Genomic DNA, 13364 nt, shown 5'->3' with positions numbered 1-13364 from the left:
ACGGTGGATGCTCCAGCACAGACGGCGCCGCCTCCGACAGGGCGGCGCCGTCGTCTCGGCACCGCGGACTGGATCGGTCTGGGATTCCTCGTCGTCCTCCTCGTCGGCGGCCTCACCTGGTCGAAGTGGCTGCCGTACTGGGACCGGGCGTGGACGCTGAGTGAGACGTCCGTGTGGGACGGCAGCTCACTGTTCGCCGTCGCCGGGGACGCGATGTCACTGACGGGGGCCTGGGACTTCACCCTCGCGTACTTCCTCGCAGTGTGGAAGGCCCTCGTCGTCGCACTCCTCGTCGCTGCGGCGATCGATGCTCTCGTGCCCCGCGACTGGCTGCTGCGGGTGATGAACCGGCGGCACACGGCGACCCAGTCACTCGTCGGTGCGACGCTGTCGCTGCCGAGCATGATGTGCACATGCTGCGCGGCGCCGGTGGCGGCTGGCCTGCGAAGCAGCGGTGTCACCCGCAGCGCCGCCCTCGCGTACTGGGTCGGCAATCCGCTCCTCAACCCGGCCGTGCTCATCTTCCTCGGTCTCGTCCTGCCGTGGCAGTACGTGGGCACGCGCATCGGCGTCGGACTCCTCATCGCCGTCGGTGCCAGCGCCCTCATCGGCACGTGGTTGGCCGGTCGGGTCAAGGACGTTCCGACACCGGCCGCCAGCGAGCCCGTGCGATTGTCATCGATGCCGCTGCGCTATCTGCGCTCACTGTCGCGGTTCGCGCTCATCCTCGTCCCCGAACACCTCGCCCTCGTCTTCGTCATCGGCCTCGTCGCTCCCTGGCTGACCGGGCTCTGCGGCCTCGAGAGCCAGTTGGGAGCACTCGCGATCATCGTCGCCGCGTGCGTCGGCACACTGCTCGTCATTCCGACCGGCGGTGAGATCCCTATCATCATCACGCTGCTGGCCGCCGGGGTCGGAGCGGGGACGACCGGGGCGCTGCTCATCGCACTGCCGGCGCTGAGCATCCCGTCGATGGTCATGGTCGGCAAGGCGATGGGATGGACAGCGACTCTGGCAATGGGGCTTGCCGTGATGATCGGGTCGGTGCTGGCCGGGCTCGTGCTGCTCGCACTGACGTGAGGCGGCCCTGCTGAGAAGCGGCGTGAAGGCGCCCCCGGGCAGATTCGAACTGCCGACACCCGCTTTAGGAGAGCGGTGCTCTATCCCCTGAGCTACGGGGGCCGTGTGGCTGTCGTCAACCACGATCACCCAGTGTAGCGTAGAAGAAACCTCGATGATTCACGGTGCGCCAGCACGTGTTATGGGAAGTTTCTCGTTAGGGTCGAACTGTGCCAGATTCCGTTGTTGACGATCAGTACCCAGAGCTCGGGGGCGCGTTCGCCGAGTGGAAGCAGCAGGCCGCCCACCTCGGCGGTCGCGACACCATGCTTCATTTCCGGGACTCTCGCGACGGCAGCATCGACCTCTCGGGAGCCCACCCGTCGGGCCTCGCTCAGCTGCTCGCCGGTCGCCCCACACGCCTGTCGAGCCTGATCCGCGACCACGAGATCCTCGCCGACGCCCGCCGTCGCGCCCGGTCGATCCGCTCGAAGGCCGAGCAGCTCGACACCGAACGCGGCATCCGCACCGCCCACCTCGCGATCGGCTTCGCCTCGTGGACGGAGAAGGACTCCAAGTACAAGTTCAACGCCCCCGTTGTGCTCCGCCACATCACGCTCGTGCCGCGGGGCTCCCGTGTCGAGGACTATGAGATCGTCCTCGGCAACGAGATCACAATCAACCCGGCCCTCGTCCGGCACCTCGCCGAGGTGTACGACCTTGAGGTTCCCGTCGACGACTGGGTCGACGCCACCGGGGGGCCGCACGGCTTCGACCCGGGGCCCGCCCTTGACCGCCTCGGCGAACTCGCCCAGTCGGTGCCCGGTCTGCGGATCAACCACCGCTTCATCGTCTCGACGTTCGCGAACATCGCGAGTTCGTTCACCGGCGACTACCTGCCCACTCAGCATCCGATCCTGCGGGCACTCGCCGGCGACGCCGAGGTGCGCGGGCAGTTCGGCGGGGGCGCCACCGTGCCGTGCCGGACACCGCGATCAGCGGCACCGTCGGGACGGGACACGAGTGGCGCGACGTCCGCCGCATCCACGACCGCGCCAGGCAGCGTCGATGCGTCAGCCACCGGCGACGATGCCACGGTCACCGCGGCGACGGGGGCGGATTCCGATGCGGCAGGTTCCTCGGGGACTGCCGATCGCGCCGCCGAGAAGTCACCGACCACAGGATCGGCTCCTTCCGGCGCGAGCCCGGCGACGGGGACCGACTCGACAACGGCGACGAACGCCGACGCGACAACGGCAGCGAACACCGAAGCGGGTGCCGCCTCCGCATCGCGCAGGACCGCGGGGAAGTCTGACGGCGACGACGCTGCATCGTCCACCGACGCCGACGCCGACGCCGACGCCGGCAAGCGGGACGCAGGCAAGAAGCCGAAATCCGACACCACGGCCTCAGCCAAAGCGGACGCGACCGAGTCGACGACCACCGCCGTCAAGGCGTCCGTTGCGGACGGTGCACCGACGTCGGCGAGCGGCGACGAAGACAGCAGCGCCGCGCGCAGTGATCGTGCGGCCGACGACCGCGCTGCCGACGACAAGACCACCGGTGACCGAACATCCGGTGCCGCAACGACCTCAGGGTCGACAACCGCGGACTCGACGACCGCGGACTCGACCGCCTCCGGCAGCGCTGCGACGCCGGATGAGAAGACCGGAACTCCCAAGAAGACTGCGACTGGCACGGACGCTGCGACGGGCGCGGACGCCGCGACGGACCGGTCCGATGCAGCCGCGACAGGCACAGCCGCGCCCGGCGCCAGTGCCGAGACCGACACAGCACCCGAGGCTGGCGACGACACCGGCGAGCCGACCGTGCCGATCACCTCGGCGGAGTCGACCGGCGCCGCCACGCAGACCGGCTCGACTCCAGCCGCCGGTTCGGGACAATCCGGCTCGACAGCACGGCCCGGCACGACATCACCTGCCTCCGATGCGACGACGTCGGGGAAGCCGGCGGCGGGCGAGGAGTTCGTGCCCGCGGCGCTCCAGGAACCGGTCACGCCCCTGCCCGACCGCAAGCCGCAGGAGGAGTTCCTCGTCATCGACGTCGACGGTGACCAGCAGGCCGTCGTCGACGCCGCAGTCTCGGGACGGTCCGTCGTCGTCGACACCCCGCCGGGCACCGGCGCGACCCAGGTCGCCGTCGCGGTCGCCACGACACTCGCGCACACGGGCAAGAGCGTCCTCTTCCTCGCCCAGACGTCCGACGCGCTCGACGATTTCTCCGCCCGCCTCGGCGAGGTCGGGCTCAGTGACTTCGCCGTCGACACCCGCGAGGGCGCCGACCACATCAAACGTCAGCTCATCGGCCTCATCGGCTCGGCTGAGCGGGCCGAACGCCCCGATCTCGCGGGCCTGCTCGGCGAGCTCAACGAGCAGCGTGCGACGCTGAGCGACCATGTCACCTCCCTGCACCGCCGGCGCGCGCCGTGGGACGTCTCCGTCTACGAGACGATGCAGCACCTCGCGGAGCTCACCTCGGGAGATGACTCGCCCCAGACCGGAGTCCGGTTCGGTGACGACATCCTCGAAGCCAGCGACGACCGGCGCACAGCGCTGCGCGGCAAACTCGGCGAACTCGCGTCCCTCGGTGCCTTCACCCTCGACGTCGAAGACACCGTGTGGTTCGGCGCCGACCTCAAATCCGTCGACGAAGCCGAAGCCGCGCGCACCGTCGCCGAACGCCTCGGGCGCACCCTGCCCGACCTCGTCGCCGCGGTCGAACCCGTGCTCGCGAAGGCCAAGCTCAACCCCCGACGCAACCTCGACGACTGGTCGCGGGCGATCAAGGTCCTCCTCCGGGTCCGCACGACACTCGACCGGTTCGCCCCCGACGTCTACGACCACCGGCTCGACGACCTCATCGCCGCCACCGGATCCTCGGAGTACCGGACCGAGCTCGGTGTCGAGATGGGCATGCTCCAGCGCAAGCGCCTGAAGAAGTCCGCGCAGGAGTTCCTCCGTCCCGGTGCCGAGGTGCCCGACCTCCACGCGGCCCTCATCGACGTCCGTGCCCAGCGGGTCATCCTCCGCGACCTCGCCGGCCATGACGGACGTCCGCAGATCCCACGCGGCGTTCTCGAAGCCGATGAGATCCTCCAGGGCGTCGAAGCCGACGTCGCGAAGCTCGCCCCGGTCCTCGAGACCACCCCCGACGGCGGCGACCTCGGCGGCATGCTCATCGAGGAGCTCCAGGCCCGCGCCGAGGCGATGGGCGGAGACTCCGAGAACCTCGCCGACCTGCCCGAACGCTCCCGACTCCAGCGCGAGCTCAGCGCCGAGGGCATGTCCGAGCTCATGACCGACCTGCGCCGCCGCAAGGTCGAGAACCACCTCGTCGGCCCGGAGTTCGACCTCGCCTACTGGGCGTCGGTGCTGCAGACGATGGCGAGCGAGGATCCGCAGATCGGCCGCCACGACGGGGCCGCCCTCCACCGCGTGGCCGAAGGCTTCCGCGACAATGACCGTGCCTTCGTCGCCGCCGGTGCCGGTCGCCTGCGGTTCAACCATGCCCAGGCGTGGAAGCGCGCGATCGACGCCGACCCGATCGCCGCCGGCGTCATCAAGCAGGAGCTGCTCTCCCCGCACACCTCGGTGCAGCGGATGTCGACGAAGGCCCCGGACCTCCTCACGACGCTCGCCCCCGTGTGGATGGCCAGCCCCTACACCGTGCCGGAGCTCTTCGCCGCCCTTCCGCTCTTCGACGCCGTCGTCATCGCCGACGGCGGTCGGCTCTCGGTCGCCGACGTCGTGCCCGGCATCACCCGCGCCCGTCAGGTCATCTCGCTCGGCGACTCGCGTCTGCTCGGTCCCCGGTCGTTCTCCATCGCCGTCGACCGGTGGGGCACCGACGATGGGGACCACCCGGACTCGGTGCAGGACCGCCTCGGCGAGTTCCTGCCGCGGATGAACCTCTCGAACTCCTACCGGCTCTCTCCTGTCGGCCTCATCGATCTCGCGAACCGCCACTTCTACGATTCGACGATCTCGACGCTGCCGACGGCGCACACCGGGGAGGGCACCGGCCTCGAATTCTCCTACGTCTCCGAGGGGCGCGGACCCACCGACATCGGCACGGGACGCGTCGAAAGCCCCGATGCCGAGGTCAAGCGTGTCGTCGAACTGGTGCTCAAGCACGCGCGCACGCGGTCGAGGGAATCCCTCGCCGTCGTCGCGCTCACGCCCCACCATGCACAGCGGATCGCCACGGCGATCTCCCGGGCGATGAAGGACCTGCCCTATGTCGCGGCGTTCTTCAACGACCCCGGCAAGGAGCCGTTCGTCGTCACCGATGCCGAACGCGTGCAGGGCATGTCACGGGATGCAGTGATCTTCTCCCTCGGCTACGGACGCACCGTGCACGGCCGGGTCATCCCGGACTTCGGTCCGCTCTCGGGCCCCGACGGGGATCGGATCCTCGCCGCCGTCGTCACGCGGGCCCGCAAGCGCCTTACGGTGGTCTCGAGCATCGAGTCCGACGACTTCGACGAAGCGAAGCTCACCGGGGGTGCGACCCTGCTGCCGAAGCTGTTCGAGGAGATCGCCGCAGGTGGTGTCCGCCAGCCGGGCCCGCACGGGGAGATCTACGATCCGCTGTTCAACGACATCGCCGATCGACTCCTCCAGCTCGGCGTCGTCGCCCACGAGCACTACAACGGCATCGACCTCGCGGTTGCGAACTCCGCCGAGGACGAGCACGGGATGATCATCGCCGTCTCCGGCGACGGCCCCGACTACGCCTCGATCCGCAGCCTCCGCCAGCGCGACCGGGTCGTGCCCGAACAGCTCGAGCGCCGCGGATGGAAGTTCATGCGCGTATGGTCGACGGATGCCTTCGTCGATCCGCAGGCCGAGACGGAGAAAGTCTTCGACGCATGGAAGGCGACGGTCGAGACGATGAGTCCGCAGGCCGTGCTCAACGCCGCCCGCGCAGCGTCCGTCGTCGTCGGGCGCACGGGCAGCCGACCGAAGCTCGTCCCCGGACTGCCGATGCACAAGTACTCTGACGAGGGTCTCGACGCGATGATCGACTGGATCCAGTCGGATGCGGTGGTGCGCGGCGACGGGGAGATCAAGGAACTCCTGCGGACCGCACTCGCGCAGAAGGGCAACAGCCCTCGCGGGGAGACGCAGCTGCAGGCGGCGGTCGACCGCTACCGTCAGCGCCATGCGCAGGCGAAGAAGGTCACCGGCGCCGAGGTGTTCATCCCGACCGCTGATGCGCGCGGTCCCGTGGAGGGCGAGGTCATTCCGAGCTTCGACACCGGGCAGATCCGCGCGGAGTCGCTGCGCGATGCCGGTCTCATCGACGCCGAGGCGGATGCCTCGGCAACGGATGCCTCGGCAGCGGGTGACCCTGTTGCGACCGACCGTGCGGGGGAGACCGGAGCGGGCGGTGCTGGTTCGGATGCGGAGTCGGACGACGCTGCCGGCAAAGAGTCGGACGTCGTTGCCGCGCCGAGGTCGGACGCTGAGGCGACGAGCGCCTCGGGGGAGGATGCGGCAGCCGGCTCCCGCAGCGGTGAGCGAGACCGCTCCGATGAGCAGTCCTGACGACGCTAAGACACCCGCGAACAACCCGGCCTCCCATGCGGCTGAGGATGCGTCTGCCGCGGATCGCTCAGCCGTGCCGGAAGGGAATCGCGGGGCAGGAGAGGCACCAACCGAGAGTCATGCCGTCGAGGACAGCCCCACGTCCGCCGAAGATCGCCACTCGCCAGCCGACGACCAGCCCACATCGGACGGGGACCGCCCGACAACGGACGAGGATGCGGTGAGGAAGGAGCGCCTCGAGAGGGCGCTGCGGAAGTATCGTGCGACCCTGCGCAACGAAGCCGAATCCGGCACTGAGGGATTCAGCGCCGAGCACTACCGGTCGCAGAAGCCCCCGCACTGGTGACAGCGCGGACTCGCACGCGCCGGCCTGAAGCTGCCTCGGGCTGAGACCACCCGGGCTGAGACGACCAGACGCCTGAGACCACCGGGCGCCCGAGACAACCAGAACCTGAAACCACTCGGCGCACGGACCCTCGCCGCCGACATGACGAAGGGCCGCCTCCCGGCAGGGGAGACGGCCCATCGTGACCACGTCGGGGACTCAGTGGCGCGGAGGCTCATTCGGGTCGATGTACCCGCCGCCCTGGCCCTGGGCGCCACCGGCAGGTCCGGCGTTGGCCGCAGCCTGGTTGCGCAGCAGATCGCGGATGTCGCCGAGCAGGTCCTCAGCGGTCGGGGGCACCTCGGACTCGGGCACACCGCGCTTGCGCAGCTCATTGAGCTTGTTCATCGGGACGATGATGATGAAGTACACGATGGCGGCAACGATGAGGAAGTTGATCGCCGCAGTGATGACCGCACCGATGTCGATGGTCGTCTCCGGCACGTTCGGCTTGATGCGGAACGCGAGCGCTGGTCCCTCGGCGCCGCCGACCGCCGCGATGAGCGGGTTGATGATCTTGTCGGAGAACGCCGTGACGATCGCAGTGAAGGCGCTGCCGATGATAACGGCAGTTGCCAACTCGACGACATTCCCCTGGAGAATGAAGTCTCTGAAACCCTTAAGCATTAGCGGCACCCTTTCAGTGGTGTGAGCATTAATGCAACTCTAATCTTTCAATGACGGTTACATAGTACACACCAGCAAGAGATCTCAACAGCATAGACATGCGAACAAATCGCGACATCCCGGTGTCGGCGATGAATGTGACCGGCGCAACAAAGGCTTTCTCCGCCGGAAGAATCGCGATTCACTGAGGGAGGATTGCAAAGCTGATCGGCAGACCGGCGAATTCCGCTATCCGTCCGGCGTCGTCGGGCGACAGTATTACAGAGACAAGTTGGCCTGATTCCGCGGCGATGCCGTTCTCCTTCCGGATGAGGCGCGCGATCGTCACCTCCTCGACGACGACCTCCGATCCGCCCTCGGGAAGCGAGCTGAAGAGGCGGATGCGCTGGCCCGGCTGCAGCAGGCCCGCGGACTCATCATCGGCAAGCCGGACGGGCATGATGAGATCGGTGCTCCCCGCCGGCAGCGCCTGCTGATCGAGTACCGCGGCGGCGGTGAGCGGGGACCCCTCGGACACGCCCGCCGAGGTCCGTTTGTCCACTGCCTCATCGATCGCGGAGAACGCCTTGCTCGGAACGAAGTCGCGGGGATAGTCGACGAGAGTGAGATCAGCGGCGGTGAGCTCAGTCCCCGGAGCGAGGTCCGCGGCGGCCACGACGACCGGGGTGTCGCCCTGTGCCGGAGTGAGGAGCCAGGCGAGCAGCGCGCACGCACCGGCGATGCAGGCGGCCGCGAGGAGTCGTCGCGGCCGCACCCTGGTCCCGGCGGCCGGCGAGGGCAGCTGGCGCCTGATGCGTTCGATGAGCGTCATGGTGGAGACGATGCGCCCGTGGCATCGGCGAGGTCAACAGACGACAGCTCCCCTGTGGATGCGCGGTGGGCATCCACAGGGGAGCTGAACACGAGTGGCGGCGGCGTCCCCAGGGGACTGCACGCGAGTGAGCGGGATCAGGAACCCGATGAGGAGCTCGCGCCGACCTTCTTCGCAGACGACGAATCGGAGCCGGAGGAGCCTCCTGTCGACGACGCGGACTTCGAGGAATCCGAGGAGCCGCTGGGCGCGGAATCCTTGTGCGACGGCGAGAGCGAACTCGAGGAGCTGTTGCGGGAGTCGGTGGCGTAGAAGCCCGAGCCCTTGAAGCTGATTCCCACGGTGCCGAAGACCTTCTTCAACTGTCCCTGGCATTCGGGGCAGATCGTGAGCGAGTCGTCGCTGAAGTCCTGGTGGATATCGAACTTGTGACCGCAGCTCTTGCATGCGTAGGAATAGACGGGCATTCGGAACCTTTCTTCGACGTAAGGATTATAGTCCACGGGGCCGAGCATCGGCGGTGTCGCGCCGCGGTGCGCACTAGCTGTCCACAGGACAACACACATAAGTGAGCGTTTATTTCTCCGGGGAGGGCCGCTCCAGTCCGTCCTCGGTGAGAGTTTCGCCGATGCGCAGATCCCACGGTTCGACGGTGAGCCCGGGCAGATCGGTTTCGTCGGCGAAGCAGACGCCGACGACCCGCGGGCCCGGTGCGGTGCGGGGGCTCTGCGCCTGGTCGAGGGGTGCTTCCCCGAATGGTCCGAACGTCCGGTCGTAGAACCCTCCGCCGTTGCCGAGGCGGGCTCCGCCGGGCCCGAATCCGAGGGCGGGGACGAGGATGAGGTCGGGGACCGCCTCGGCGAGGAGGGCGGTGGCGCTCAGCTGGGCGACAGGTTCCCGGATCCCCCAACGACCCTGCGGCCGCAGCGTGGCCATTGTTCCGGTCACCTCGCCGAATCGCAGGGCCTCACCGAGGCGGGTGACGACGGGCAGCAGGACGCGCGCCCCGCGGCGCAGGAGGTCATCGAGCGCCGGGTCGAGATCGGGTTCGCCGGGCAGGCCCGCGTAGGCGACGACGGTCCGTCCGGTGAAGTCGTCACCGGGCCTCATCCGGGCGATCGCCTCGGTGAGGGCAGTCGCAATCGTCGGCTCATCCGGCCGGGACGACGCGCGGAACCGCTCGGCCCGGCGCGCCCGCACTTGCGCGCGCAGACGCGCCTTCGATGTCTCAGGATCCACGCCCTTCAGCGTAACCGGTGGGTGAGGACTGGTTAAGATGAACGTCATGAGCGATCAATCCCACAGCACAGTTCGCAAGGCCGTCATCCCCGTCGCCGGCCTCGGAACTCGATTCCTCCCCGCCACCAAGGCCACCCCCAAGGAGATGCTGCCCGTCGTCGACAAGCCGGCGATCCAGTACGTCGTCGAAGAAGCCGTGTCCGCCGGTCTCGAGGACGTCCTCATGATCACCGGACGCAACAAGCGTCCCCTCGAGGACCACTTCGACCGGGTCGACGGACTCGAAGCCGCACTGGCGAAGAAGGGCGACGACAAGAAGCTCGCCGCCGTCCGCCACTCCTCGGAGCTCGCCGACATCCACTACGTGCGCCAGGGCGACCCCAAGGGCCTCGGCCACGCCGTGCTCAAGGGACGCCAGCACGTCGGCGATGAGCCGTTCGCCGTCCTCCTCGGTGACGATCTCATCGACGAGCGCAGCCCGATCCTGCCGAAGATGATCGACGTCGCCGAATCCACCGGCGGCAGCGTCGTCGCCCTCATGGAGGTTCCGCCCGAGCTCATCCACCTCTACGGCTGCGCCGCCGTCGAACAGACCGATGACGCCGAGGTCGTCAAGATCACCGGTCTCGTCGAGAAGCCCGCCCGGGAGGAGGCGCCGTCGAACCTCGCGATCATCGGCCGCTACGTCCTCGCGCCGGAGATCTTCGACGTCCTCGAGACGACGGAGCCCGGCCGCGGCAACGAGATCCAGCTCACCGACGCCCTGCAGACCCTGGCCGGGGACGCCGCGAGCCACGGCGTCTACGGCGTCGTCTTCAGCGGTGACCGCTACGACACCGGTGACAAGCTCGACTACCTCAAGGCCGTTGTGCAGATCGCGTGCTCGCGCGACGACCTCGGCGACGACCTCAAGGGCTGGCTCAAAGAGTACGTGGCGGACCTCGACTGAACGCCGATGCGAGATCGTGCCGCGCCACGGGGCGGCTGCCCGGTGACCCCGGCAGCCGCAGAGGCTGCCCGGTGAGTCCGATGACTCTCCGGGACCCCGGTGCCTCCCGGAGGCCCCGGTGATCGGTGACGGACCGCTGTGGCCGATCGAACTGCGCGACACCACGGCGGCGGTGACGCTGCGACCCCTGCGTCGCGGCGACGAGTCCGCATGGCGTGAGGTCCGTGCCTTCAACCGCGACTGGCTGCGCCCCTGGGACGCGACGCTGCCGGTGCCCGGCCAGGAGACCCCGAGCTTCCGGGCGATGGTGCGGATGTATGACAAGCAGGCCAAGCGCGGTCAGTCCGTCCCCTTCGCCATCGAGGTCGCCGGTGAGTTCCGCGGGCAGCTCACCGTCTCCGGGATCACGTGGGGCTCGATCCTCAGCGGGCAGATCGGCTACTGGATCGACTCCCGCGTCGCCGGCCGCGGAATCACCCCGCTCGCGGTGGCGATGGCCACCGATCACTGCATGTTCTCCCTCGGCCTCCATCGCATCGAGATCAACATCCGCCCGGAGAACGCGGCGAGCCTGCGCGTCGTCGAGAAGCTCGGCTTCCGCGACGAGGGCCTGCGGCGCAACTACATGCACATCGACGGGCGATGGAGCGATCACCGGACGTTCGCGCTCACCGTCGAAGACGTCCCCCACGGCATCCTCGCAGCCTTCCGTCACGGCACCGGCGGAGGCCGCGACGAACCCGGTGTGAGCAGGGCCTGAACCGAATCGTGTGAACTTCCTGGCGGATTGACCGACACACCACCGTCGTTCACGACGTTGTCCAATTGTGACCTCTAGGGTTTGCAGTGTGGACACCAGCATCATCGTCGTCATCGCCATCGCCGTGGTCTTCGTCGTCGTCGTGCCCGCACTGATCCGCCGCTCGGCCACCGAGATCTCCCGCATCGACCTCGACCGTGTCCCCGATGATGCCCGGGTGGTCCGTGCCGAGTCCCAGAATCCCTGCCGTGACGAGGCAGAACGTGTCACCATCTTCCGCGCCGAGGCGGCCCAGCCGTCCGTGCCGCGCATCGGTCACACCCCTGCCGGCACGGTTCCCAGCCTGCGGCTGTCCGCCCAGACCCCGGAACTCGCCGTCATCGACGGAGACGGTGAGTCCCGCGCCGAGGCGGTCGCCCCCGACGCGCAGATCGCGGAGCCCCAGCAGCTGCCCGTCGCCGTCGGCGAGTCCGCGTCGACGTTCGTCTCCGCCGGGCACGATCCCGCGCACGCCGCCGACGTCCGTCCCCTGCATCCTGCGGTGCGCGCCGTCTTCAGCCAGGCCCCGTCGGGGCCGACGAACTCGGCGAATGGTGGCACGGGCCGCCTCGGCGAGAACCCGCAAGGTCCGCAACAACCGACTTCCGCCGGCCGGACCCAGCCGCTTCACCCCCGCGGTGGAGGCGCCGACCGGCCCACGACGACTGCGGCGCGGGCACAGACGCCCGTGCCCGGTCCCGCGACACCCGAACAGACCGCCCGAGACACAGAGGACCCTGCGATGACTGAGAGTGCTGCCCGCCTGCGCGAATCCCTGCGGTCGACCGGAACGATGGTCCGCGGGTTCGCGCTCGTGTTCCTGGCCTCCGTGCTCGGCATCCTCGTCACCGGTGCCCTCGCGCTCGTCTCCGTCGTCCACCCCGCCCTCATCGGGGTGTTCGCGGGACTCGCGGTGGTCTCGCTCTTCATCGTGCGGACCCTCAATCTGCGCAAGCGCGACATCAAACGCCAGCTCCGCGGCTTCGGCACGACACCGGTCCGCGGCCGCGAGTCCGATGCGGTCGAGGAGGCCCCCGCTCGGGCGGTCTCGGAGCCTGCCGAGCCGAGCGCGCCGACTGCGCAGTCGACAGCACGGACACCGGCATCGCGGTCGGCCACGGCTGCCCAGCGCACCGTCGCGAAGTCGGTCGCAGCGGCCAAGCCTGCAGCCTCGGCCGCACCTGCCACGGCGGCTGCGGAGTCGAACGCGGAGGCAGCCGAACCGGCCGCTGCCGCGAAGGCCGCTCGCGCCCGTGCGGTCATGCAGCGCAGCGCCACGGCGAAGTACGCCCGTGAGGAAGCCGTGACCGGGGAGATCCCGATCGTGCACATCCGCAGCGAGGCCGCCGAAGGGCACACGACTCGTCAGATCCTCCTCACCGGACCGATTCCCGTCATCGACGAGGCCACCGCCGCTCCCGCCGAGGACGAGGATGCGAAGTCGAGTTCCGCCTCGACCGAGTCCGCTTCCGAGTCCGATGCTGTGACCGGGACCGGCCTGGCCGATGATCTCGCCGAGGCGGCTCCCGAACCGGCGCGTGCCCCGCAGGCGAAGGACGCTGCTCCGGCAGTGACCGATCCGTTCCAGCAGCGCCTCATGGCCCGCGGAGGCTGGTCGCCGACGCCGCTGCCCGTGCCGAGCTATGTCGATGCCCCCGAAGCCGAGCACGCCGTGCCCGCGGCGAAGGCCGCCGACGCGAGCTCGTACGAGACCGAGGCCCGCAGCCGCGAGGACATCGCCGCACAGTTCGCCGCAGAGCTCGGCTACCGCAACGAGCTCAGCGACTCCGCACGGGATGACAGCCCGCTCGAGCACGGCCGCAAGGCGATCCGGGCCACGAAGGCCCCGGCCCTCGACGCCGTCAACGACGTGCTCGCCCGCCGCCGCGCCTGAGCGCGCGAGGCCGCTGACTGGCCGGCAACGA

Annotated in this window: 10 protein-coding genes and 1 tRNA gene; 6 read left to right on the top strand and 5 right to left on the bottom strand. The window is 69.2% G+C overall.

All coding sequences use genetic code 11. From position 1 onward, the window contains the following. Nucleotides 1-3 precede the first annotated feature (3 nt). Entirely contained in the window at nucleotides 4-1080 is a 1077-nt protein-coding gene (locus FFS20_RS02630; RefSeq protein ID WP_137824386.1) for a permease, read from the top strand. Between the two features lie 29 nt (nucleotides 1081-1109). On the opposite strand, the gene FFS20_RS02625 is transcribed toward FFS20_RS02630, so the two are convergent. Beyond that, a tRNA-Arg gene (locus FFS20_RS02625) sits at nucleotides 1110-1182 on the bottom strand. 107 nt (nucleotides 1183-1289) lie between these two features. Between FFS20_RS02625 and FFS20_RS02620 the strand changes: the two genes are divergently transcribed. Both FFS20_RS02620 and FFS20_RS18470 read left to right on the top strand, forming a co-directional pair. Further along, entirely contained in the window at nucleotides 1290-6629 is a 5340-nt protein-coding gene (locus tag FFS20_RS02620; RefSeq protein ID WP_137824385.1) for a DUF4011 domain-containing protein, read from the top strand. A gap of 220 nt (nucleotides 6630-6849) precedes the next feature. Further along, nucleotides 6850-6975, top strand: a complete 126-nt coding sequence (locus FFS20_RS18470) for a hypothetical protein (protein ID WP_283202121.1) — start codon at nucleotides 6850-6852, stop codon at nucleotides 6973-6975. Between the two features lie 198 nt (nucleotides 6976-7173). Here the strand turns inward: FFS20_RS18470 and mscL are convergent, their stop codons facing one another. The 4 genes from mscL to FFS20_RS02600 form a co-directional block, all read right to left on the bottom strand. After that, nucleotides 7174-7641, bottom strand: coding sequence for a large conductance mechanosensitive channel protein MscL (mscL, locus tag FFS20_RS02615; RefSeq protein WP_137824384.1), 468 nt, complete (start codon nucleotides 7639-7641; stop codon nucleotides 7174-7176). A gap of 181 nt (nucleotides 7642-7822) precedes the next feature. Beyond that, on the bottom strand, nucleotides 7823-8452 hold the full coding sequence (locus tag FFS20_RS02610) for an SAF domain-containing protein (RefSeq protein ID WP_137824383.1): 630 nt from the start codon (nucleotides 8450-8452) through the stop codon (nucleotides 7823-7825). A gap of 137 nt (nucleotides 8453-8589) precedes the next feature. Further along, complete coding sequence (locus FFS20_RS02605; RefSeq protein WP_137824382.1) at nucleotides 8590-8919, bottom strand: FmdB family zinc ribbon protein; 330 nt, start codon at nucleotides 8917-8919, stop codon at nucleotides 8590-8592. A gap of 109 nt (nucleotides 8920-9028) precedes the next feature. Beyond that, a complete protein-coding gene (locus FFS20_RS02600; RefSeq protein ID WP_249356457.1) occupies nucleotides 9029-9691 on the bottom strand; it encodes a 5-formyltetrahydrofolate cyclo-ligase in 663 nt (220 codons plus the stop codon). Between the two features lie 46 nt (nucleotides 9692-9737). On the opposite strand from FFS20_RS02600, the gene galU reads away from it, so the two are divergent. The 3 genes from galU (at nucleotide 9738) to FFS20_RS02585 (ending at nucleotide 13333) form a co-directional block, all read left to right on the top strand. Further along, nucleotides 9738-10640 carry a UTP--glucose-1-phosphate uridylyltransferase GalU gene (galU, locus tag FFS20_RS02595; RefSeq protein ID WP_137824380.1) on the top strand — a complete coding sequence of 301 codons (903 nt, stop codon included), beginning with the start codon at nucleotides 9738-9740 and terminating at the stop codon, nucleotides 10638-10640. A 118-nt stretch (nucleotides 10641-10758) separates the two neighbouring features. Continuing rightward, the gene (locus FFS20_RS02590; RefSeq protein WP_137824379.1) at nucleotides 10759-11400 is read left to right on the top strand and encodes a GNAT family protein; all 642 of its coding nucleotides are present in this window, start codon (nucleotides 10759-10761) and stop codon (nucleotides 11398-11400) included. A gap of 88 nt (nucleotides 11401-11488) precedes the next feature. Continuing rightward, nucleotides 11489-13333 carry a hypothetical protein gene (locus FFS20_RS02585; protein WP_137824378.1) on the top strand — a complete coding sequence of 615 codons (1845 nt, stop codon included), beginning with the start codon at nucleotides 11489-11491 and terminating at the stop codon, nucleotides 13331-13333. Nucleotides 13334-13364: the final 31 nt, after the last annotated feature.

Source organism: Brevibacterium sp. 2SA, from assembly GCF_005502845.1.
Lineage (GTDB): Bacteria > Actinomycetota > Actinomycetes > Actinomycetales > Brevibacteriaceae > Brevibacterium.
Note: the sequence above shows the minus strand (reverse complement) of the source record. Positions and strands in the feature narration are given on the sequence as shown.